We start from the raw sequence: 20,649 nt of genomic DNA on the forward strand, positions 1-20,649 counted from the left end.
CTGTGGCTCAGTGGGGGGTCCCGCCCCCCCCCCCCTTGGGGGGGGTGTGGGGTCGTCCCCCGGGCCCCCCCGATGCGACAGGGGGGCCCCCACGTTTGCGTTTGATCGGCTACGATGACGCGCGACAATGCTAGGGGAGCCAGCGATGACCACGTCCGCCATCCCGGCCGTGCGCAAAATTCAACAGCGTATGGGCCAGTTTCGACCGGCAGGCCGACCGCGTCGGCTTTCCAGCGCGCCGCGTTCGCACCGGGCGGCGACGCTCGCGGCAATCGGCGCATCGCTGGTCGTGGCCGCATGCAGCTGGACAGCGCACGACGTTCACGCCGACGGAATCGTTTGGCAGGTGGACAACACGACGACGAATCCCGTCGGAAACTGGCAGATGCTCGGCGTACACGATCTGTTGATCCAATGGACCGTCGTGGACGATACCGCGTTCGTTGCCAACACCCGCATCCATACCGCGGCACACCTTCCCGACTGGGAACGCATCGGTCGTGCGCCGTGGGCCAGAAACGTGATCCTGGGCCTGGCCGGCTACCAGGACGAAAAACGTGCGCGCACCCACCTGTCGACGCTCGCGGACCAGTCCGCGGAGGTGGCGCGCGTGCATCTGCCGCTGCATGTCACCGGCTACTACTTCCCGGTCGAAATCGATCCGACCTGGCAGGAGGCGCCCAAGCTTGCCGAGATCCTGCAGCGACTGCCTCGTCCGCTTTGGGTGAGCGTCTACGACCAGACCAACATCGGCGGAAAAGCACTGGCGGACTGGCTCGCAACGTGGCTGCCCGCGGACGTCGGGGTGTTCTTCCAGGACGGCTGCGGCGTCTATGCCCGCGAGCCACAGGTCGCGCGCACCTACGTCGACGAGCTGGCTTCACGCCTGGGCAAACGGCGCGTGCGGGTCATCGCCGAGGCCTTCCGGCCGGCCGAGCGTGGCGGATTCCGTTCAGCCAGCGCCGAGGAATTGAGCAAGCAACTCGTGGTTTATCGCGGCTATCCGGTGTATCTGTTCGATGGTCCCCACTATGTGTCGGACGACCTCATGCGCGAACTCAAAAACCGGGCGGCCAAGCCGCCCGCGGGCGAGCCCGCCGGGACAGGGCGCTGAGTCTGCATCACGCCGGCAAGCAGAGGCAGGCAAGGGGCGCGCGTGACGAAACAATCGGCCGGACTGAATCGCCGCGACAACCCCATTTGATGACCAAACCGCAAGACCTAGTGCATAGATATCGTTTGCCGCGGCCTTAATGACTATCGACAATCGTGGCTCGAATTCGCCGCCGTGGCGCCAGAAGCGCCCCGGTGGCAGGCGCCTGGCGGCTATCCCGGCCGTCCGCGCCATCCTGCTCACGACGACATGTACGCGTTCACTCCCTCATTCCAGAATCCCGCCGGCTCACCGATCCGCGAGTTGTTCAAGTACCTGTCCGAACCGGGCATGATTTCGTTCGCGGGCGGTTATCCGGCCAGCGACCTGTTCGACGTCGACGGCCTGAACACGGCCGCCGAACGCGCATACGCGCAGCCCGTCCGCTGCCTGCAATACGGCCCGACCGACGGCCTCGCCGAACTGAAGCAGCAACTGATCGCCTTGATGGGGCGTCGCGGCGTCGCGTGCACGCCGGCCGAACTGCTCGTCACGACCGGCTCGCAGCAGGGTCTCGACCTGCTGCTGCGCGTGATGGTGTCGCCAGGCGACGTCGTGCTGACCGAACAGCCGGCTTACCCGGCAACGCTGCAGGCGCTGCGTCTGCAGCAGGCGCGCATCGTGACGATTCCGGTCGACGGCGACGGCCTCGACGTCGATCGTCTCGCAGCACAACTCGCGTCCGGCGCGATCGCACAGCCGAAGCTGCTCTATACCGTCCCGACCTTCGCGAACCCGACGGGCGCGACGCTTACGCGCGAACGCCGGCTGAAGCTGCTGCGTCTCGCGGTGCGATACCGTTTCCTGATCGTCGAGGACGATCCGTACGGCGACCTGCGCTTCGCGGGTGAAGCCGTGCCGTCGATGCTCGCGCTCGCCGATGAAGTGGACGGCGCACGCGACTGGATCGTGCATTTCGCGAGCCTGTCGAAGATCGTCGCGCCGGGGCTGCGCGTGGGCTGGACGATCGCGCCGGCCGAAATCGCGCGGCGCTGCGTGATCGCGAAGCAGACGGTCGATCTGTGCAGCTCGCCATGGACGCAGGCGGCCGCCGCCGAATATCTGGCCGACGGCGCGCTCGAACGCCATCTGCCGCGCATCACGGCGGCCTACCAGCACAAATGCGACGCGATGTGCGACGCGCTACGCGACGGTTTCGGCGATGCGATCGAATTCCATCGCCCCGAAGGGGGGATGTTCGTGTGGGCGCGGATCGGCGCGGTGTCGTCGGACGTGCTGCTGCAACAGGCGATCGCAAACAAGATCGTGTTCGTACCCGGCAACGCGTTCTTCGCGGACAACGTCGACGCGGCATCGCTGCGCCTGTCGTTCGCCGCGCCGGACGTCGACGCGATCCGGGAAGGCGTCGCGCGCCTCGTGCGCGCGTATGGTGCGGCGCTGGCCGCGTGAGGAGACATGAACGTGACTATCACCGTCAACGAAACGGCATCGATGGACGCAGCGTCTGGCGCCGGCGATAACCGGCCGGCAAAGCATCGCTCGTCGCAGATCAGCGCGGGGCCGCAGTATGTGGCCGACGTGCTCGGCCGGTTCGGCGCGGAGCCGACGACCGATGCCGGCGATGCGGCGCCGGTCGTGCTCGGCTACAACTGAGCGGCACCAAGGCGGCGGCCGCATCGCACGCGAGCCGTGGCCGGAGCAAACGGTTAAGCTTGCGCGATCGAAACACGTCCGATCGCCGCCGCCCGTCATGTCCGACTCAACTTCCGAATCGCTCGCGCAAACGTACGACCGCCTGTGGTCCTGCCTCGAATCCGGCGTCGGCGCGCAGCGCTCGCCGTTCACGATGCTGCAGGCGGCAACGCTGGGCCTCGATAGCGCGCCGAAGGTGCGGACGATCGTGCTGCGCCAGGCGAGCCGCGCCGATCGCGTGCTGTCGTTTCATACCGATGCGCGTTCGCAGAAGGTTGCGGAGCTGCGCCGCGATCCGCGTATCGCGATTGTCGCGAGCGATCTCGATGCGCTCGTGCAGATTCGCGCGGAAGGCGTTGCGTCGATCTGCGACGACGAAGTGCAGCGGCGCGCGATCTGGCAATCGAGCCGTCCGCATACGCTGCTGCTGTATCGCGCACCGTTGCCGCCCGGCACGCCGGTCGAGTCGCCTGAAGCAGCGCATGTCTCGGCGAGGCAAGACACCGCGCCTTCCGGCGACGGCTACGAAAACTTTTGCGTGATCCACATGACGGTAACGCGGATCGACTGGCTCGAACTCGCGCGCGCGGGCCATCGCCGAGCGGTATTCGATCTGCAAGAAAGCGGCTACGAAGGCCGCTGGATTGCACCCTGATCCGGACGAAGGCCGCTCAAGGCCGCTCGTCCGCCACCGCCTGCCCGATCATCCAGTCGCGCATCATCGCGATCGCATCGTCGTCGCGGCGCTCGGCCGGATACACGAGATAGAACCCCACCGACAGCGGAAACGCGAAATCGAACGGCTTGCACAGCCGGCCTGCTGCGATATCGCGTTCGACCAAAGGATCGGTCGCGAGCGCAATCCCCTGGCCGGCGACGGCCGCATCGATCGCGAGCGACGTCTGGTTGAAGCGCAGCCCCTTGTGCGGATCGATATCGACCGGCTCGGGCATCGCTTCAATGAACTCGGGCCACAGGTCGTGCGCGTCGTGCAGCAGCACGTGGCCGGCGAGTGCGCGCGGCGACGCGGGGGCGGCCAGCAGCGCGGGGCTGCATACGGCGCACACATCGAGCGGGAACAGCGCATGCGCGGCGAGATGCTTGCCGAACGGCGGCTTGCCGTAGCGGATCGCGAGATCGACGCCGTCGTGGCGGAACGTCGCGAGCTGCTGGTCGGCGATCACGCGCACGTCGTAGTCGGGATGCGCGTCGGTGAACTGCGCGAGCCGCGGGATCAGCCACTTCGACGCGAACGACGGCGTCGTGCTGATCGTCAGCGCCGCGCGCCGCTTCACGAGCTTGTCGGTTGCATCGGCGATCGCGTGCAGCGCGCGCTGCACGTCGGAGAAATACGCGGCGCCGTCGTGCGTCAGCGCGAGGCCCCGCGGCAGGCGCTCGAACAGCTTCAGGCCGAGCACGTCCTCGAGGTGGCGCACCTGTTGCGCGACGGCGCCTTGCGTGACGCCGATCTCGTCGGCCGCGGCGCGGAAATTGAGGTGCCGCGCGGACACTTCGAACGCGCGAAGCGCATTCAGCGGCGGCAGGCGGGAAGGGCGGGGCAGCATTGTCAGGATGTAGAAAAACTATCGGCTGGAGGCAGAAATACTGGTTCGACAGTCGTCTGCGATGCGCCTACATTATCACCATGGCGCGCCGAATGGCGGCTGCGCGGCGGCAGGATTCAAGCGAGGGAGCAGATCGTGACTGTAGAAAAAGTGGCGTTGATCACGGCGGCGGGCAAGGGCATGGGCGCGGCGATCGCGCGCGAACTGGCAGCCACGGGTTACCGCGTCGCGCTGATGTCGCCGTCGGGCAGCGCGGTGGCGCTCGGCGAGGAGCTGGGCGGGTTCGGCGTCCAGGGCTCGGTGACGGAAGAAGCCGATATCGACCGGCTCGTGCAGGAGGCGGTCGCGCGCTACGGCCGGATCGACGCGGTCGTGAACAACACCGGGCATCCGCCGAAGGGCGAGCTGCTGGCGATCACCGACGACAACTGGCACGCAGGGCTCGACCTGATCCTGCTGAACGTCGTGCGCGTGATGCGCCGCGTGACGCCGATCTTCCAGAAACAGGGCGGCGGCGCGGTGGTCAACATCTCGAGCTTCGCGGCGGACGCGCCCGAGCAGCCGATGCCGGTGTCGTCGGCGCTGCGCGCGGCGCTGAGCGCATGGACGCGTCTCTACGCGGAACGCTATGCGGCCGAGAACATCCGGATGAACGCGGTGCTGCCGGGCTTCATCGACAGCTGGCCGGAAACGCCCGAGATCGTCGCGCGCATTCCGGCCGGCCGCTTCGGCAAGACCGGCGAGATCGCGAAGACGGTCGCGTTCCTGCTGTCGGACGGCGCGGGCTATATCACCGGGCAGAACATTCGCGTCGACGGCGCGATCGTCAACGCGCTCTGAGCATCGTATCGGCGAGCGGCGCGCGGGCCGCTCGCTCGCCGCGCAGCGGCTACAAACGCGTACAAATCAGACAACTCCCGGATACATCAGACCTTTCAAATGGGCGACGCCGCGTGACCAGGGCGCGCCGGATTGAAAGCCAGGGCGCGACCGGGCGCGCGGCATGTTCACTTTCCACTTCACGAAAGGAGATGCCGAACGATGTCTTCCACACCGTTTTCCCCGATGCGTCGCCACCTGCTGGCCACTTCCGTGGCCGCCGGGGTATCGGCGATGCTACCCACCGCGCTGCATGCCGCGACCGGCGGCAGCGGCATACGCCCGTTCACCGCGCACATTCCCGATGAAGCCGTGGCCGACCTGCGCCGCCGCATTGCGGCGACGCGCTGGCCGGGCCGCGAGACCGTCACCGACGAATCGCAGGGCGTGCGGCTCGCGCGCATGCAGGCGCTGCTGCGCTACTGGGGCAGCGACTACGACTGGCGCAAGGGCGAGGCGCGCCTGAACGGTTTCCCGATGTTCATCACGGAAATCGACGGGCTCGACATTCACTTCATCCACGTGCGCTCGCGGCACGCGAACGCGATGCCGATGATCATGACGCACGGCTGGCCCGGTTCGATCTTCGAACTGCTGAAGGCGATCGGCCCGCTGACCGACCCGACCGCGCACGGCGCGAGCGCGGACGATGCGTTTCACGTCGTCGTGCCGTCGTTGCCGGGCTTCGGTTTTTCGGGCCGGCCGACGCAGACGGGATGGGGTTCCGACCACATCGCGCGCGCGTGGGGCGAGCTGATGGCGCGGCTCGGCTATACGCGCTTCGTGTCGCAGGGCGGCGACTGCGGCTCGGTGATCTCGCACCGGATGGCGATGCAGCGCGTACAGGGCCTGGCCGGGATTCACGTGAACATGCCGGCGACGGTACCGCCGGACATCGCTGCGCTGCTCGCGACCGACTCGCCCGCGCCGGCTTCGCTGTCGCCGAAGGAGAGGGCCGCGTACGAGAAGCTCGCGACGTTATATCGCGACAACTGCGGCTACTCGGCGATGATGGTCACGCGTCCGCAGACGGTCGGTTATGCGCTCGCCGATTCGCCGTCCGGTCAGGCCGCGTGGATGTACGACAAGATCTCGCAGTGGACGTACAGCGGCGGTGTGCCCGAACGCTCGATCCCACGCGACGAGATTCTCGACGACATTTCGTTGTACTGGCTGACGAACACCGCGACGTCGGCCGCGCAGATCTACTGGGAGGATCATTCGAACAACTTCAATGCGGTGGATATCTCGCTGCCGGCGGCGATCACGGTGTTTCCGGGCGAGATCTACCAGGCGCCGCGCAGCTGGGCCGAGCGCAGTTATCACAACCTGATCTACTTCAACGAAGTCGACAAGGGCGGGCATTTCGCGGCATGGGAGGAGCCGGAACTGTTTGCTCGCGAAGTGCGTGCCGGGTTCCGGCCGTTGCGGCGCGGGTAAGGGTGGTTTGAGCGGTGGGTGCGGGCTGGCTTGCGTGCGGCTCGCGCTTGTTTTCGTTCTGTCGACTGTGTCGAGCCGAGCCGATCAGCCACGCGGCCTGCAGAAAACCGTCGTTTCCCCAACGTTTTTTGAATCGCTGTGTGTCGTGTTCGCACACAGATACGTTGCGATACAAAGCATCCCGATGGTTCGGATATAAAACCGGTGAAGCGTTTCACACGGCCGCGCGGTGCCATGCGCCGCCGCTGCGAACGGTGATACCGGAGCGCCCGCACGTGCCGCGGGCCCCTTCCTTGACGATCGACAATGGAGAACGAGTCATGCCTGATACCGTGAACACCCGCCGCCGCCTGATCCTGGGTACGACGCTGGCGAGCCTGAGCCTCGCCGACCTCGGGTTCGGCAACCTGGCGCGCGCGCAGTCGGCGCCCGATGCATCGACGGCGAAGCGCGCGGCCGGCGTTGCGTCGCTGGGTACGATCCATCAGATCGACGCGGGCGTGCTCAACGTCGGGTATGCGGACCTCGGGCCGAAGAAGGGCCCGGTCGTGTTCCTGCTGCACGGCTGGCCGTACGACATCTACAGTTACGCGGAAGTCGCGCCGCTGCTGGTCGCGGCCGGCTATCGCGTGATCGTGCCGTACCTGCGCGGCTACGGGTCGACGACGTTCCGCTCGGCCGACACGGTGCGCAACGGCCAGCAGGCGGTGACGGCCGTCGACATCGTCGCGCTGATGGATGCGCTGAAGATCGACCGCGCGGTGTTCGGCGGCTACGACTGGGGCGCGCGCACGGCCGACATCATCGCGGCGCTGTGGCCGCAGCGCGTGAAGGCGCTGGTGTCGGTGAGCGGCTACCTGATCGGCAGCCAGGAGGCGAACCGCAAGCCGTTGCCGCCGCAGGCCGAATTCCAATGGTGGTATCAGTTCTATTTCACGACCGAGCGCGGCGAGCTCGGCTACGCGGCGAACCGCGACGCGTTCAACAAGCTGATCTGGCAGCTCGCGTCGCCGAAGTGGCAGTTCTCCGACGAAACCTATGCGCGCTCGGCCGCATCGTTCCAGAACCCCGACCACGTGGCCGTCGTGATCCACAACTATCGCTGGCGCCTCGGGCTCGCGAAGGGCGAAGCGCAATACGACGACATCGAGCGGCGTCTCGCCGCCGGGCCCGCGATTACCGTGCCGACGATCACGATGGAAGGCGACGCGAACGGCGCGCCGCATCCGGACCCGGCCGCGTACGCGAAGAAATTCACGGGCAAGTACCAGCACCGGACGATCAACGGCGGCATCGGCCACAACCTGCCGCAGGAAGCGCCGCAGGCGTTTGCTGACGCGATCCTGCAAGTGGAGCATCTGTGATGCGGGCTCGCAGTGGCATCCGGCGTCGCGGCATGGGCCGCGCGCTCGTCGCGGGCGCGTTGCTGGCCGGCTCGCTGTCGGCGAGCGGTCCGGCCGCGTTCGCGGAACAGCCGAAACCGGCCGTGTCGCCGATCTACGGCGTGACGATCCCGCCCGGCTACCGGAAGTGGGAAATGGTCGCGCCGGCCGAAGAGGCCGCGCCGCTCGACGAGCTGCGCGTGGTGCTCGGCAACCCCGCCGCGATCCGCGCGCTCGAACAGGCGACGCTGCCGTTTCCGGATGGCACGATCCTCGTGAAGCTCGCATACAAGCGCAAGCAGTCCGACGAGTTCGCGCCGGCGACGGTGCCGGGCCAGGCGACGACCGTGCAGGTGATGGTGAAGGACTCGCGTCGTTATGCGTCGACGGGCGGCTGGGGCTTCGGGCGCTTCATCAACGGTGTGCCGGCCGATATCGGCCAGCATCAGACGTGTTTCGCGTGTCACCAGGCGCTTGTGAAGAATCATGACTACGTGTTCACGCGGCTCGCGCCGTGACGTGACACGAAGCGACGGGTTTGACGGAAAGGCGTGCCGCGAGGCACGCCTTTTTTTGTAGTGCGTGTGTGTCGGGGACCACTTCGGCAGGCGGGTTTGTATCGCACTGTATCTGCGGCCGCTCCGGAAAAAATGGCATGCAGAAAGCACCGGTTTCGGAAACATGCCGGATACGTGGGCGGGTTCTACTGTCGACATGCAGGAAACGTTCGATGCCCGATGTTCGCATCGGACGCCAAGTGATCGACACCCCAACTTCCGTCAAGGAGAACACTCATGAAAGCCGCCCGAATCCTCGCTGTTGCCGTCCTCGCCGCCGTCCCCGCTTTGTCGTTCGCCGATACCGGCCATGGCCTGTCGCGTGCCGACGTGCGCGCCGAACTCGTCCGACTGGAACAGGCCGGCTACAACCCGGCCCGCAGCGAACCGCATTACCCGGAGGATGTCGCCGCCGCGCTGCAAGTCGCGCGTTCCGACCAGAACGGCCCGTCGAAGTCGCAGGGCGACAACGTGGCCGATGCGTCGACGCCCGCCAGCCATCGCGACGCGGCACCGGCGCGCGCCGCGCGGAACGCCGCCGACGACCTGTACGCGCATTCGTGATCCGTTGCCGCGCCTGCCGTATGCAGGCGCGGCCGTCACTGCAGCACTTCACTTCATGTAAACGACACAACAGAGAAAGGAGCATGACGATGGCCGGTTCGATGAAACGGGTTCTGGTATCCGCCGCGGTGATCGGCGGACTGTTCGGTGCGGTCGCGGCGCAGGCCGCGCCGAAGGACGACCTGAAGGGCACGAATGTCGTGCTCGTGCACGGTGCGTTCGCCGACGGGTCGAGCTGGAACCGCGTGATTCCGCTGCTCGAGGCGCGCGGGCTGCACGTGGTGTCGGTGCAGAATCCGCTGAGCTCGCTCGCCGACGATGCGGCCGCGACGAAGCGCACGATCGACGAGCAGAAGGGGCCGGTGGTGCTGGTCGGCCATTCGTGGGCGGGCGTCGTGATCAGCGATGCGGGCAACGACGACAAGGTGAAGTCGCTCGTCTACGTCGCGGCATTCGCGCCCGACAACGGCCAGTCGATCGCCGACGTCACGCAAGGTCTGCCGGCACCGGCATGGGCCGGTGAACTGCGCAAGGACACGGGCGGCTTCGCGCGGCTGTCGGACAAGGCGATCGCGCAGGATTTCGCGCCGGACCTGCCGCCCGCGCAGCAGCGCATCGTTGCGGCGACGCAGGGGTCGTGGTACGGCGGTTGCATTTCGGAGAAGGTCGCGCAGGCCGCGTGGCATGCAAAGCCGTCGACGTTCGTCGTCGCGACGCAGGACCGGATGATCGATCCGAAGCTGCAGGAAGCGATGGCGAAGCGGATCGGCGCGACGGTCACGCGCGTGAACGGCAGCCATGTCGCGATGCTGAGCCAGCCGAAGGCAGTGGCCGACGCGATCATCGCGGCCGCGGAACGTGCGAAGCGGGACGCGCAGTGAGCCTGAGTGGCCACAGTTGCGCTGGTTGATCTGGCGCGCCAACGAAAGGTGCGTGGTCGGCTCGTTGCGAGTCGACCACGCGCGCGGTTTTCGATCAGGTCGGTTGCTTCAGACGGACCGGCCGCACATCGTCCTTCTTGAGCATCACGCAATTCTGCCCGGCTTCGAGTGCCTTGTCCTTGGCGCGCTTGAGGTCGCCCGGGTCGCTCGAGAATTTGTCGTCGGGCGCGTCGGTGACGCCCGGACGGAATTCGCGGGCGCACAGCAGGCGGATATCGCCGAATGCGTATCGGACATAGGCGCGGATGATCTGCGGTCCGGACGGCGCGACCGGAATGCCCACCCGTTCGAGGCTGACCCGGGCATCCGGCTTGAGCAGTTCGAAGTCCTGGGGCGCCACGCTGAAGACGCCGGTCTTTTCCAGCGCGCGGGTACCGATGCCGGTGGAGAACGACGTCAGGGACCACATGACCAGCACGTAGAACACGAGACCGATGCCGACCGCGACATATTTGACGGCCGTGGTCGCCGGCTTACTGCGGGCAGCCATGCCGATCGCCATCAGACCCGGCAAGAAGCCCGCGAGCGTAAGGGGAAGCAGGATGGCGAGTGCCGAATAGGCCTTCGCGTTCGTGCTCATGTCGCCGGCGAACGATTCGATCGTCAGGAACCCGCCACTGCTCGAAACGGCGGCGATGGTAATGAACAGGGACAATCCGGCGGCTTTGCCGAAGGTCCGCCATTTTCCATTTGCCATCGACACTTTGTCGCGACGCCACCCGACAAGCGTCGCCACGATGCCGAACGCGAAGGTGCCCAGCAGAAGAAGCCCGATCGACAAATTTTCGGTCAGGATCGACGCCGCGATGACCAGCGCCATCCAGACCAGCACGGTCGCCAGTATGACGACCGACGTGCTCTTGGAGAGCACGCGCACGTCCTTGTCGACGACCAGAAGAAACAGCAGAAAGATCGACGGTGCACACAGAACGAACAGTAGCGCGGACACCAGCAGTAGCGTCCCGATCAGCAGCGCGAGCAGTCCGGATGTCGACGAGATCGAATCGAGAAACAACGTGTGCCAACCGATACTGTCGAGATAGAGCCACAGCGTGAGCCCCGGAAGAATGAGCAGCAGGAGCGAGATTTTGGCGATCAGCTCGACGGTGTCTTTGCCGTAATCGAGAAACTTCTTGAAGCGTTCGAGGAAGACGGTCCATGGAATCGCGGATGCTGGTGTGCTCATTTGGGCTCTCAGTGTTGTTTTGGGAACTGAATTCTAGAGCGTCGTCCCGCAACGCCGGGCGATGCCGGCACGCCGTTGATCCAGAGGTCCATGGTCCGGACAGGGCATCCGCACGCCCTGCCACGCATGCCGCGTGGTCGATACGCATTCTTGCCGATTGTCACGCGTCGGTCATTCCGGTCCTGTCCGAGCGCGATTGCTTTCCGCGCGCCGCTGATTAGGAAATGAATTTTTATTGGTTCTGCTTGCCCGGCCGCACTCGCATAGTGGCGCTGACGGCTATAGACAGCACGCAAGCTGCAACGGCCGCATTCCCGGTGTTTTTTGATCATACGAATCTGCGAAAGCGAGGAAGTGTCATGACGGTTGCATTGGAAGAACGAACCGCTGCACAGCAGGCGCTCGAAGACGCACGTGAGGCGGCCGCGGCGGCCGGCACGCCCTACGCGGGCGGCGTCGCGCCGCAGGCCGCATGGGCGCTGTTCTCGGCCGGCGACGCGTTGCTGGTGGACGTGCGCACCGCCGAAGAACGGAAATTCGTCGGCCACGTGCCGGAGTCGCTGCATGTGCCGTGGGCGACCGGCACGAGCCTGACGCGCAACCCGCGCTTCGTGCGCGAACTGGAAGCGAAGACCGGCAAGGACGCGGTGGTGCTGCTCCTGTGCCGCAGCGGCAACCGGTCCGCGCAGGCGGCCGAGGCCGCGACGAAGGGTGGCTTCACGCAGGTATTCAACGTGCTCGAAGGGTTCGAAGGCGACCTCGACGAAGGGCAGCATCGCGGCGGCAGCAACGGCTGGCGCTTTCGCGGCCTGCCGTGGGCGCAGGACTGATTCACGGCCGACAAGGGGAGAAGTCAGCATGGCCGCATTCGACATCGACGATATCGTTCAATCGCTGCAGACCGTCCGCCGCGCGTGGCGCGAGAAGCAGCGTCGCTCGCTCGAGCCGGGCGGGCGCGACCTGCCGGCGCGCGAGGCGCTCGCGCAGATCGTCGGCGCGCTGAAGGGCGTGCTGTTCCCGATGCGGCTCGGGCCGCCCGACCTGCGCCAGGAGAGCGAGAACTTCCATGTGGCCCATGCGCTCGACGCGGCGCTGAACGCGCTGCTCGCGCAGGTAACGCTCGAATTGCGCTACGCGGCGCGGCAGCGCAACGCCGACGGGCCGATCGACAACGTCGACGCGGTAGCGTCGACGGCCGTGCAGGCGTTCGCCGCGCGGCTGCCCGAGATTCGCCGGCTGCTCGACAGCGACGTGCTCGCTGCTTTTCACGGCGATCCGGCGGCCGGCAGCGTCGACGAAGTGCTGCTGTGCTACCCGGGCATCCTCGCGATGATTCACCACCGGCTCGCGCACGAGCTGTACGGGCTCGGCCTGCCGCTGCTCGCACGGATCATCGCCGAGCAGGCGCATGCGGAAACGGGCATCGACATTCATCCGGGCGCGCGCATCGGCGCGGGTTTCTTCATCGACCACGGCACGGGTGTCGTGATCGGCGAGACGGCAATCATCGGCGAGCGCGTACGCGTGTACCAGGCCGTCACGCTCGGCGCGAAGCGCTTTCCGCGCGATGCGGCCGGCCATCTGGAGAAAGGGCTTGCACGCCATCCGATCGTGGAGGACGACGTGGTGATCTACGCGGGCGCGACGATCCTCGGCCGCGTGACGATCGGGCGCGGCGCGGTGATCGGCGGCAACGTGTGGCTCACGCAGGACGTGCCGGCAGGCGCGAACGTCACGCAGGCCGTGCTGCGCAGCGAAGCGAACGCCGCGCCGCGCGCGGCGGCGCGTGTCGCCTAGGAGGCGCGATGAGCGACCTCATCCATCACTTCGGCGCCAACGTGCGCAGGCTGCGCGAAGCGCGCACGTGGTCGCAGGAGCAGCTTGCCGAGCATGCGGGGCTGAACCGCTCGTATGTCGGCGAGATCGAGCGCGGCGAGGCGATCGCGTCGATCGTCACGGCCGACAAGATCGCGCGCGCGTTCGACGTGTCGATCTCGATGCTGCTGCCGGGCGCGTACGTCACCTGAGGCCGCACGGCTTCGTTTCCCTTTCGGTTGCGCGACATGACGGCTATAGCATGTTGAGCTGGCAGGGGCGTGCTTCCGATAATCCCCTCGCGTCATAAGCAATCCCGTTTTTCATCTTAAGAACCCGGAGCCACACATGTCGACCGTTGCAAGCGGCACGGCCGCGCTGAGCGATCACGCCGCCCGCCAACTAGCGAACGCTACCAAGACCGTCCCCCAGCTTTCCACGATCACGCCGCGCTGGCTGACCCATCTGCTGCAGTGGGTGCCGGTCGAGGCCGGCATCTACCGCTTGAACCAGGTGAAGAACCCGGAAGCCGTGCGTGCCGCATGCACGCAGCTCGAGGACGAAAGCGTGCTGCCGCAGACCTTCGTGCCGTACGAGGAACAACCGCGCGAATACTTCCTGAACGCGGTGAGCACGGTGCTCGACGTGCATACGCGGATCTCCGATCTTTACAGCAGTCCTCACGACCAGATCAAGGAGCAGCTGCGCCTGACGATCGAGACGATCAAGGAGCTGCAGGAAAGCCAGCTGATCAACAACCCCGACTACGGGCTGCTGGCAAACGTGACCGACGAACAGCGGATCTTCCCGCTGACGGGGGCGCCGACGCCGGACGATCTCGACGAGCTGCTGACGAAGGTATGGAAGGAGCCTGCATTCTTCCTCACGCACCCTCTCGCGATTGCCGCGTTCGGCCGCGAATGCACGCGGCGCGGCGTGCCGCCGCCGACGGTCAGCCTGTTCGGCTCGCAGTTCCTCACGTGGCGCGGCATTCCGCTGATCCCGTCGGACAAGGTGCCGGTCGCGGACGGCAAGACCAAGATCCTGCTGCTGCGCGTCGGCGACAAGCGGCAGGGCGTCGTCGGTCTCTATCAGCCGGGCGTCGCGGGTGAGCAGGGGCCGGGCCTGTCGGTGCGCTTCATGGGGATCAACAATCAGGCGATCGCGTCGTACCTGATCTCGCTGTATTGCTCGCTCGCGGTCCATTCGCCGGATGCGCTGGCTGTCCTCGATGACGTCGAAATCGCCAAGTTCCATGACTATCCCGACACCTACCGTTAATCCCGGCCTGGCCGGCGGCGACGCGCTCACGCTGCCGCACGCGCCGCTGCCGGCCGGCTTGCCCGACCCCGCGACGCTCGCGCGGCTCGCGTCAGAGTTCTTCTCGACGCCGCCCGGGCAGGCCACCGCGCCCGGGCTGTCGGCGGGCAGCGGCGCGGTCGGCGGTGTGCCGTCGGCGTTGCCGGCTGCCGCGCCGATCCTCGCGTCGGTGAGCAACCCGGCGCCGGCCGGCTCGCCGCTCGCGGGGCCCGGCGGCACCGGCACCGGCGTGCCGGGTTTCGCGTTGCCGCAGGGCAAGGCGCCCGGCACGAACCTCGCGCCGTCCGCGCCGACGCACGTGCTGTCGCTCGGCAACCGCGTGCCCGCGCTCGCGCCGCATGCGGCCGCGCAGAACGGGCTGCCGGACAACGTCGTGTCGATCGCGCCCGCGCTTGAGCCGCGCATCGGCGGCGCGGCGCTCGGCGTGCCGCAGGGCAATGCGGCGGCGTCGGAAGGCGCGGTGAAGGCAGCGCCGGCTGCGTCGCCGTACTACTTCACCGACGGTTCGCTGCAGGGCTGGCAGGCGACGCCGCAGGACATCGTCGTGCCGTCGAACGGCCTCGCATCGCCGGAAGCGTTCGGGCTGCCGGGCGACGCTGCGCTGCGCGATCTGCTCGCCGTGCATCGCGACGTGCCTGTCTCGCGCGCATCGGGCACGGACGTGTCGCGCTACTTCATCGACGATCCGCACGCAGCCGAACCGCAAGGCCAGTTGCACCGCGGCGCGCACCCGCCGTTCGACGTGAACGCGATTCGCCGCGATTTCCCGATCCTGCAGGAGCGCGTGAACGGCAAGCAGTTGATCTGGTTCGACAATGCGGCGACGACGCACAAGCCGCAGGCCGTGATCGACCGCCTCGCGCATTTCTACGTGCACGAGAACTCGAACATCCACCGTGCCGCGCATGCGCTGGCCGGTCGCGCGACGGATGCTTACGAGCATGCGCGGGACACCGTGCGGCGCTTCATCGGTGCATCGTCGCCCGACGAGATCGTGTTCGTGCGCGGCACGACCGAGGCGATCAACCTGATCGCGAAGACGTGGGGCGTGCAGAACGTCGGCGAAGGCGACGAGATCGTCGTGTCGCATCTCGAGCATCACGCGAACATCGTGCCGTGGCAGCAGCTTGCCGCGCAAAAGGGCGCGAAGCTGCGCGTGATTCCGGTCGACGATTCGGGGCAGGTGCTGCTCGACGAATACCGGAAGCTGCTCAACGACCGCACGAAGATCGTGTCCGTCACGCAGGTGTCGAACGCGCTCGGCACGGTCGTGCCGGTGAAGGAGATCGTCGAGCTCGCGCATCGCGCGGGTGCGAAGGCGCTCGTCGACGGTGCGCAGTCGATCTCGCACATGCGCGTCGACGTGCAGGCGCTCGATGCCGATTTCTTCGTGTTCTCCGGGCACAAGATCTACGGGCCGACCGGGATCGGCGTCGTGTACGGCAAGCGCGCGATCCTCGACGACATGCCGCCGTGGCAGGGCGGCGGCAACATGATCGCGGACGTGACGTTCGAGCGTACGGTGTTCCAGCCGCCGCCGAACCGCTTCGAAGCCGGTACCGGCAACATCGCGGATGCGGTCGGGCTCGGCGCGGCGCTCGATTACGTCAACCGTGTCGGCATCGAGAACATCGCGCGCTATGAGCACGACCTGCTCGCGTATGCGACGAGCGTGCTCGCGCCGGTGCCGGGTGTGCGGCTCGTCGGCACCGCGCGCGACAAGGCGAGCGTGCTGTCGTTCGTGCTGAAGGGCTATGAGACCGAGGAAGTCGGGCAGGCGCTGAACGAAGAGGGCATCGCGGTGCGCTCGGGGCATCACTGCGCGCAGCCGATCCTGCGGCGTTTCGGGCTCGAGGCGACGGTGCGGCCGTCGCTCGCGTTCTACAACACGTGCGACGAGGTCGATGCGCTCGTCCGTGTGGTGCGGCGTCTCGCGACACGGCGCTGACCGCTGACGTCGTTCGCTTGCGGCGGCCCTCACGGGTTGCCGCAAGCGATTTCCTGCTACCCGATCAGAAACGCACGACCTGCTTCTGCTCGACGCTGAAGCCGTCGCGCAGCACGCACGCGGAATCGGCGAAGTAGCGGCGCGTTTCCGACAGCAGGTCGGTACTGCCGCGACGGCAGAACACCACGCCCGACCCTTCCTCGGTCAGAAGTTCGTCGATCAGCGATTCGGGTTGCCCGATATCGGCGAGATGGACGTTCTGCACGCCGTGCGCGAGCGCATCGAGCGCCTCTCGGACGCAGGGCGCCGCATCGGCTGCCGGATGCTCGGCGAGCCATTGCTCGAGTTCCGTGATGCCGTACAGCCCCGCGAGTTCGCCGAGTTCGCGCAGCAGCGCACTTTCGACCATCATCACCAGCGTGACGGCGCCCGTGCGCTGCGCGAAGAGGCTGCCGACGCGTTCGGGGCGCAGCAGGCGATCCTGGCCTGCGTCGTCCGGCGCGACGGGCATCACGACGGGCACCAGCCCGTTCCCGAGAAACGCGTTCAACGCGGTGCCGTCGAATTGCGCGACCGGGCTCGTGTTCGCGCGATCGGATTCGACGCCGGCGACCAGCAGGCCGCCGTCGTGACCGTCGATGCCGATTGCCTTGACGCCGTGACTGCCGATCGCGCGCACCAGCTCGTGGTTGATGTCGGCCATCGCGGCGCGTGCGGCCTGGACGGACTGCGCTCCGGACGCGGCCGGCCCGCCCTGGACGACGACCGGACGAATGCCGGTGAGCGCGAGCAGCGCGACGTCCTGCGCGAACGCATGGCGAAAGCGCGCATCGCGCGCGGCGCCGCCATCGACGATGACGACGGTCTGCCCATGCAGGGCCTGCATGAACGGCAGCGAGCGAGCCAAGCCGGCCACGCGCCGCGACGTAAGAGCGGGACTTTCAGGGTCTGGGAACATGGGAATCCGAAAGAATGAGGGAAGTGCCTGTCGCCGCACGACGCGGCGTCAGTGCGTGCATTGCATGAGCCGGTGAATCTCGCCGGACGTCAGCGCGTCGCGCGACGCCTGCCGGAACGGGCGTTTGCTGAAGCACCGCGCCGCGTCGGCGAGCAGTTCGAGGTGTGCGCGGTCGTCCTCTTTCGGCAGGACCAGCACGATGAATTCGCGCACGGGCTTGCGGTCCGGCGCATTGAACGTGAACGGGGCCAGCGCGCGAACGAACAGCGCGACGGCCGAGCTGAGCCCGTCGACACGCGCATGCGGAATCGCGACGCCCTGGCCGAGGCCGGTCGAACCGAGCCGTTCGCGCCTCGCCAGTTCGGTCCGGATCCGTTCCGCGGAAACTCCGCTGCTGCGCGCGACGTATCGCGCGGCGAGGTCGAACAACTGGATCGCGCTTTCGACCGGCACGTCGAGCAGGATGTTGTCCGGCGGACAGGCATCCGCCAGCCGGGTCGCGAGCGGCAAGCCGCCGCGTCGATGGGGAAGGTCGGGTTGGCCGCCGACGGCGGCCTGCTGCGTTTGCATGCGGATTTCTCCGTGTCGTGATGACAGGGAAATCCTAGACACATCCGCGTAAAGACGGTGTCAGATACGCGGGGGCCCGGTATTAAAATTTCGTATCGATTGCGGCGCGGCTCTCGACGCGCGCCCGATGCGGACGTCTTCACGTGCCCGACAGGACGAACGGCAGCGTCGTCAGCAGAAAGACCGAAATGCCGACGACCGGCGCGCCGAACGCGATCGCCGCGAACGCCACCGCGGCGCTGGTCAGCACGAGCGCTCTCGACCGGCGGCGGTGCCGGTCGTGCGCCGTTGCCTTGTCCTCGCGGATTGCGTCGGCCCGCGTGCCGATAACGTGTTTCCAGAACGTCAAGCCAAGCATGATTGCTCCTGTTTGAAAGACGACAGAGACGGGGCGCGCGATGCGCCGTGCACGCGTGTCAGCAGCGCTTGAGCTTCAGCACGCGCGAGATCTGCCCGGACGTGAAGCCGCTGTTGCGCACGTAAGGCGCGCAGTCGAGCGGCGCGGTGAGCGATTCGCTGACGACGTACTGGCCGACGAAGCGGAACGCATCTGTTTCCATCTTGATGAACACCGGAATCGCATCGCGCTGCGCGGCGAGCGTCCTGCCGGCCGCACGCGCGGACGCGCTGCCGTCGCAGAGGATCACGTCGGGTGCGTGCGGGTTGAGGTCCGTGCGCAGGCACGCGGCCACGACCTTGCCGTTCTTCGTCGGCAGGAATGCCTGTTTGCTGCCGCCGCATGCGGTGTGGATGAATTCGCGGGTGTACTGCTTGTCGATCTCGAACATGTCCGGGCTCCGGTATCGGAAATTTCCGTGAATGAACTCAGGTATGCAAAATTATTTGACCGGATCGGCATGCGGGACGCGGGCAAGCGATCGGTCATCGCTTTGGCGGCGGATCGATGGCGCGTCGTTGCAGGGGGATTCGTCGCGAGCACGCCTGAGCGTACGATGCGCGATTGCCGCATCGACGTCGTATTCAAGCGTGCGCGGATGTGACTACGGCGCGCACCGTCCGCCTGTCGGCAGGACGGTGGCTCGGGAAAGAGAGACGCAGGCGCCCTGCCTGTCAGGCAGAAAAGCAACTCGGGGGACGAGGACTTCGGATGCGCATGTCGCGTGCTCGGTGGTGGATTGCCAACACATTCTAGTGAACGCAAACGCGGCCGCAAGTAAAAAGGTCGTAAAGGCGCCCTCTACGTGCAATGCCGGAGGTGCGCACGGGTGCGGCACGGCGCACCCCGGAACGTGTCGTTCGCGCCGCCGCCCCATGGCCATTCGCCGCCGTCCGCTTGCGGCAGGCCGGAATCGAGCTGCATCACGAAGCGCATCTTGCAGCCTCGATCCGGTGCGGACTCGACCGGTCGATGCAACACGATGGAAGCCGCGCGGCCGCGACCACCATTGTTGACGACGTTGGAAAGGTCCAATCCAGAATCGGCAATAGGTTCCGGGAAAATGACCGATTATTCTCCCGATCGCAGTGCCGGGCCTCCGGATGCGAGTGCCATCGGATTGCTTACAAAATCAATCGCTCAGGGAGACCTTTCATGAGACGCATCGTCGTTCCCGGTGGTATCGGCGTGGTATTTGCCGTTGCAGCATCGTCCGCGTTCGCGCAGAGTTCCGTCACGTTGTATGGCCTCGTCGATACGGCGATCCGGTATCAGACCAATGCCGGCCCGGACGGCAAGGACCTGATCGGGATGACGGTCGGCCCGGAAACGCACAGCCGCTGGGGCTTGCGCGGCAGTGAGGATCTCGGCGGCGGGCTGTCGGCGATCTTCCGCCTCGAGAACGGCTTCGAGCTCGGCGACGGCAAGCTGCACGTCGCGAATACGCTGTTCAGTCGCCAGGCATACGTCGGCCTGTCGAGCAACCGCTACGGCTCGCTGACGTTCGGCAACCAGTACGCGCCGCTGTACGACACGATGGGCGACGTCTTCGACCCGATGACCGTCGGCGACTACTGGCAGGACAGCTGGGCGTACAACGGCATCGGCAACTACCTGACGGTGCCGAACTCGGTGAAGTACAAGTTTTCCTACAGCGGCCTGAGCGTCGACGCGATCTACGGCTTCGGCAACCATGCCGGCGCGATGGGGCTCGACAGCACGTACGGCGTGGAGCTGACCTATGCTCAGGGGCCCGCGTCGATCAACGCGGGCTATCAGCAGACTTCCGTGTCGTCCGTGAACGGCAGTTCGGTCAACGGCGCGAAGGTGAGCTTCGTGCACGTGAGCGGCGCGTATCAGGTCACGCCGACCGTGCGGCTGCTGGCCGGCTGGCTGCACGGCCAGGACAAGACGGGCACGACGGACTTCAACATGCAGCAGGCCGGTGCGCCGGCGCTGAGCGGCGGCAGCCCGAACCGCATCGACGATACGTTCTACGTCGGCGCGAACTGGCAGGCCACCGCGCCGCTGCTGATCACGGTGGCAGGCTACTACGGCCACGCGCGCAACGCGGCGCGGCTCGACGGCACGCTCGGCTCGGGGATCAACTACTCGGCGACCGTGCTGGCCGAATATGCGCTGTCGAAGCACACCGAGGTTTACGGCACGGTGGACTTCGCGCGCGGCAACGGCGCGTTCGCCGCCGATTATCCGGGCGCCACCAACCGACTCACGGGCAAGGTCGACCAGATCGGCCGGACCAACAACGTCGGCGCGGCGATCGGTCTGCGGCAGATGTTCTGATGTTCTGAAGACGGCTC

General features: G+C 66.8%; 23 protein-coding genes. 17 read left to right on the plus strand and 6 right to left on the minus strand.

Annotation, left to right across the window (positions count from 1 at the left end):
• Positions 1-145 precede the first annotated feature (145 nt).
• The 4 genes from ACNQQL_RS32925 to ACNQQL_RS32940 all read left to right on the plus strand — a co-directional run bounded on the left by ACNQQL_RS32925 (position 146) and on the right by ACNQQL_RS32940 (position 3,461).
• Positions 146-1,114: a hypothetical protein gene (locus ACNQQL_RS32925; RefSeq protein WP_347068510.1), complete on the plus strand. Its 969-nt coding sequence runs from the start codon at positions 146-148 to the stop codon at positions 1,112-1,114.
• A 249-nt stretch (positions 1,115-1,363) separates the two neighbouring features.
• Complete coding sequence (locus tag ACNQQL_RS32930) at positions 1,364-2,563, plus strand: PLP-dependent aminotransferase family protein (RefSeq protein WP_347068512.1); 1,200 nt, start codon at positions 1,364-1,366, stop codon at positions 2,561-2,563.
• 12 nt (positions 2,564-2,575) lie between these two features.
• Positions 2,576-2,767, plus strand: a complete 192-nt coding sequence (locus tag ACNQQL_RS32935; RefSeq protein ID WP_347068557.1) for a hypothetical protein — start codon at positions 2,576-2,578, stop codon at positions 2,765-2,767.
• A gap of 97 nt (positions 2,768-2,864) precedes the next feature.
• Positions 2,865-3,461, plus strand: a complete 597-nt coding sequence (locus ACNQQL_RS32940; RefSeq protein WP_347068513.1) for a pyridoxamine 5'-phosphate oxidase family protein — start codon at positions 2,865-2,867, stop codon at positions 3,459-3,461.
• Positions 3,462-3,477: 16 nt separating this feature from the next.
• Here ACNQQL_RS32940 and gcvA read toward each other — a convergent pair whose 3' ends face one another.
• A complete protein-coding gene (gene gcvA / locus ACNQQL_RS32945; protein WP_347068515.1) occupies positions 3,478-4,371 on the minus strand; it encodes a transcriptional regulator GcvA in 894 nt (297 codons plus the stop codon).
• A 135-nt stretch (positions 4,372-4,506) separates the two neighbouring features.
• On the opposite strand from gcvA, the gene ACNQQL_RS32950 reads away from it, so the two are divergent.
• From ACNQQL_RS32950 to ACNQQL_RS32975, 6 genes are all read left to right on the plus strand, one after another.
• Positions 4,507-5,211 carry an SDR family oxidoreductase gene (locus ACNQQL_RS32950; RefSeq protein WP_347068517.1) on the plus strand — a complete coding sequence of 235 codons (705 nt, stop codon included), beginning with the start codon at positions 4,507-4,509 and terminating at the stop codon, positions 5,209-5,211.
• Between the two features lie 201 nt (positions 5,212-5,412).
• The gene (locus ACNQQL_RS32955; protein WP_347068519.1) at positions 5,413-6,690 is read left to right on the plus strand and encodes an epoxide hydrolase family protein; all 1,278 of its coding nucleotides are present in this window, start codon (positions 5,413-5,415) and stop codon (positions 6,688-6,690) included.
• Between the two features lie 320 nt (positions 6,691-7,010).
• The gene (locus ACNQQL_RS32960; RefSeq protein ID WP_111019556.1) at positions 7,011-8,054 is read left to right on the plus strand and encodes an alpha/beta fold hydrolase; all 1,044 of its coding nucleotides are present in this window, start codon (positions 7,011-7,013) and stop codon (positions 8,052-8,054) included.
• Positions 8,054-8,590: a cytochrome P460 family protein gene (locus ACNQQL_RS32965; RefSeq protein WP_347068521.1), complete on the plus strand. Its 537-nt coding sequence runs from the start codon at positions 8,054-8,056 to the stop codon at positions 8,588-8,590. Before ACNQQL_RS32960 ends, ACNQQL_RS32965 begins: the two co-directional genes overlap by 1 nt.
• 276 nt (positions 8,591-8,866) lie before the next feature.
• Entirely contained in the window at positions 8,867-9,193 is a 327-nt protein-coding gene (locus tag ACNQQL_RS32970; protein WP_072442280.1) for a DUF4148 domain-containing protein, read from the plus strand.
• 89 nt (positions 9,194-9,282) lie between these two features.
• Positions 9,283-10,074 carry an alpha/beta fold hydrolase gene (locus tag ACNQQL_RS32975; RefSeq protein WP_204422357.1) on the plus strand — a complete coding sequence of 264 codons (792 nt, stop codon included), beginning with the start codon at positions 9,283-9,285 and terminating at the stop codon, positions 10,072-10,074.
• A 94-nt stretch (positions 10,075-10,168) separates the two neighbouring features.
• Here the strand turns inward: ACNQQL_RS32975 and ACNQQL_RS32980 are convergent, their stop codons facing one another.
• Complete coding sequence (locus ACNQQL_RS32980) at positions 10,169-11,320, minus strand: hypothetical protein (RefSeq protein ID WP_347068524.1); 1,152 nt, start codon at positions 11,318-11,320, stop codon at positions 10,169-10,171.
• A 359-nt stretch (positions 11,321-11,679) separates the two neighbouring features.
• Here ACNQQL_RS32980 and ACNQQL_RS32985 point away from each other — a divergent pair, with 359 nt between their 5' ends.
• From ACNQQL_RS32985 to ACNQQL_RS33005, 5 genes are all read left to right on the plus strand, one after another.
• On the plus strand, positions 11,680-12,150 hold the full coding sequence (locus ACNQQL_RS32985; RefSeq protein ID WP_347068526.1) for a rhodanese-like domain-containing protein: 471 nt from the start codon (positions 11,680-11,682) through the stop codon (positions 12,148-12,150).
• Between the two features lie 28 nt (positions 12,151-12,178).
• Entirely contained in the window at positions 12,179-13,117 is a 939-nt protein-coding gene (gene epsC, locus ACNQQL_RS32990) for a serine O-acetyltransferase EpsC (protein WP_072442277.1), read from the plus strand.
• Positions 13,118-13,125: 8 nt separating this feature from the next.
• Positions 13,126-13,347 (plus strand): helix-turn-helix domain-containing protein, encoded by a 222-nt coding sequence (locus tag ACNQQL_RS32995; RefSeq protein ID WP_034182019.1) that lies wholly within the window; start codon positions 13,126-13,128, stop codon positions 13,345-13,347.
• 136 nt (positions 13,348-13,483) lie between these two features.
• On the plus strand, positions 13,484-14,416 hold the full coding sequence (locus tag ACNQQL_RS33000) for a family 2A encapsulin nanocompartment shell protein (protein WP_006479760.1): 933 nt from the start codon (positions 13,484-13,486) through the stop codon (positions 14,414-14,416).
• Positions 14,391-16,403 carry a family 2A encapsulin nanocompartment cargo protein cysteine desulfurase gene (locus tag ACNQQL_RS33005; protein ID WP_347068529.1) on the plus strand — a complete coding sequence of 671 codons (2,013 nt, stop codon included), beginning with the start codon at positions 14,391-14,393 and terminating at the stop codon, positions 16,401-16,403. Before ACNQQL_RS33000 ends, ACNQQL_RS33005 begins: the two co-directional genes overlap by 26 nt.
• A gap of 64 nt (positions 16,404-16,467) precedes the next feature.
• Here the strand turns inward: ACNQQL_RS33005 and ACNQQL_RS33010 are convergent, their stop codons facing one another.
• From ACNQQL_RS33010 to ACNQQL_RS33025, 4 genes are all read right to left on the minus strand, one after another.
• The gene (locus tag ACNQQL_RS33010) at positions 16,468-17,361 is read right to left on the minus strand and encodes an acetylglutamate kinase (RefSeq protein WP_347068531.1); all 894 of its coding nucleotides are present in this window, start codon (positions 17,359-17,361) and stop codon (positions 16,468-16,470) included.
• A 48-nt stretch (positions 17,362-17,409) separates the two neighbouring features.
• The gene (locus ACNQQL_RS33015) at positions 17,410-17,931 is read right to left on the minus strand and encodes a PTS sugar transporter subunit IIA (protein ID WP_347068533.1); all 522 of its coding nucleotides are present in this window, start codon (positions 17,929-17,931) and stop codon (positions 17,410-17,412) included.
• 139 nt (positions 17,932-18,070) lie between these two features.
• Entirely contained in the window at positions 18,071-18,289 is a 219-nt protein-coding gene (locus tag ACNQQL_RS33020; protein WP_347068535.1) for a hypothetical protein, read from the minus strand.
• Between the two features lie 58 nt (positions 18,290-18,347).
• A complete protein-coding gene (locus tag ACNQQL_RS33025) occupies positions 18,348-18,719 on the minus strand; it encodes a DUF6697 family protein (RefSeq protein WP_175943685.1) in 372 nt (123 codons plus the stop codon).
• Positions 18,720-18,746: 27 nt separating this feature from the next.
• Between ACNQQL_RS33025 and ACNQQL_RS33030 the strand changes: the two genes are divergently transcribed.
• Both ACNQQL_RS33030 and ACNQQL_RS33035 read left to right on the plus strand, forming a co-directional pair.
• Complete coding sequence (locus tag ACNQQL_RS33030; protein ID WP_347068537.1) at positions 18,747-18,932, plus strand: hypothetical protein; 186 nt, start codon at positions 18,747-18,749, stop codon at positions 18,930-18,932.
• Positions 18,933-19,483: 551 nt separating this feature from the next.
• Positions 19,484-20,632 (plus strand): porin, encoded by a 1,149-nt coding sequence (locus ACNQQL_RS33035; RefSeq protein ID WP_347068539.1) that lies wholly within the window; start codon positions 19,484-19,486, stop codon positions 20,630-20,632.
• Positions 20,633-20,649: the final 17 nt, after the last annotated feature.

The organism is Burkholderia sp. LFS061 (genome assembly GCF_047978125.1).
GTDB classification, from domain to species: Bacteria; Pseudomonadota; Gammaproteobacteria; order Burkholderiales; family Burkholderiaceae; genus Burkholderia; species Burkholderia pyrrocinia_C.

What these genes read in the sequence shown, in the direction of transcription:
- ACNQQL_RS32925 (WP_347068510.1), top strand. Translation starts at nt 146, where the DNA reads ATGACCACGTCCGCCATCCCGGCCGTGCGCAAAATTCAACAGCGTATG.
- ACNQQL_RS32930 (WP_347068512.1), top strand. Translation starts at nt 1,364, where the DNA reads ATGTACGCGTTCACTCCCTCATTCCAGAATCCCGCCGGCTCACCGATC.
- ACNQQL_RS32940 (WP_347068513.1), top strand. Translation starts at nt 2,865, where the DNA reads ATGTCCGACTCAACTTCCGAATCGCTCGCGCAAACGTACGACCGCCTG.
- gcvA (WP_347068515.1), bottom strand. Translation starts at nt 4,371, where the DNA reads ATGCTGCCCCGCCCTTCCCGCCTGCCGCCGCTGAATGCGCTTCGCGCG.
- ACNQQL_RS32955 (WP_347068519.1), top strand. Translation starts at nt 5,413, where the DNA reads ATGTCTTCCACACCGTTTTCCCCGATGCGTCGCCACCTGCTGGCCACT.
- ACNQQL_RS32960 (WP_111019556.1), top strand. Translation starts at nt 7,011, where the DNA reads ATGCCTGATACCGTGAACACCCGCCGCCGCCTGATCCTGGGTACGACG.
- ACNQQL_RS32965 (WP_347068521.1), top strand. Translation starts at nt 8,054, where the DNA reads ATGCGGGCTCGCAGTGGCATCCGGCGTCGCGGCATGGGCCGCGCGCTC.
- ACNQQL_RS32970 (WP_072442280.1), top strand. Translation starts at nt 8,867, where the DNA reads ATGAAAGCCGCCCGAATCCTCGCTGTTGCCGTCCTCGCCGCCGTCCCC.
- ACNQQL_RS32975 (WP_204422357.1), top strand. Translation starts at nt 9,283, where the DNA reads ATGGCCGGTTCGATGAAACGGGTTCTGGTATCCGCCGCGGTGATCGGC.
- ACNQQL_RS32980 (WP_347068524.1), bottom strand. Translation starts at nt 11,320, where the DNA reads ATGAGCACACCAGCATCCGCGATTCCATGGACCGTCTTCCTCGAACGC.
- ACNQQL_RS32985 (WP_347068526.1), top strand. Translation starts at nt 11,680, where the DNA reads ATGACGGTTGCATTGGAAGAACGAACCGCTGCACAGCAGGCGCTCGAA.
- epsC (WP_072442277.1), top strand. Translation starts at nt 12,179, where the DNA reads ATGGCCGCATTCGACATCGACGATATCGTTCAATCGCTGCAGACCGTC.
- ACNQQL_RS32995 (WP_034182019.1), top strand. Translation starts at nt 13,126, where the DNA reads ATGAGCGACCTCATCCATCACTTCGGCGCCAACGTGCGCAGGCTGCGC.
- ACNQQL_RS33000 (WP_006479760.1), top strand. Translation starts at nt 13,484, where the DNA reads ATGTCGACCGTTGCAAGCGGCACGGCCGCGCTGAGCGATCACGCCGCC.
- ACNQQL_RS33005 (WP_347068529.1), top strand. Translation starts at nt 14,391, where the DNA reads ATGACTATCCCGACACCTACCGTTAATCCCGGCCTGGCCGGCGGCGAC.
- ACNQQL_RS33010 (WP_347068531.1), bottom strand. Translation starts at nt 17,361, where the DNA reads ATGTTCCCAGACCCTGAAAGTCCCGCTCTTACGTCGCGGCGCGTGGCC.
- ACNQQL_RS33015 (WP_347068533.1), bottom strand. Translation starts at nt 17,931, where the DNA reads ATGCAAACGCAGCAGGCCGCCGTCGGCGGCCAACCCGACCTTCCCCAT.
- ACNQQL_RS33020 (WP_347068535.1), bottom strand. Translation starts at nt 18,289, where the DNA reads ATGCTTGGCTTGACGTTCTGGAAACACGTTATCGGCACGCGGGCCGAC.
- ACNQQL_RS33025 (WP_175943685.1), bottom strand. Translation starts at nt 18,719, where the DNA reads ATGTTCGAGATCGACAAGCAGTACACCCGCGAATTCATCCACACCGCA.
- ACNQQL_RS33035 (WP_347068539.1), top strand. Translation starts at nt 19,484, where the DNA reads ATGAGACGCATCGTCGTTCCCGGTGGTATCGGCGTGGTATTTGCCGTT.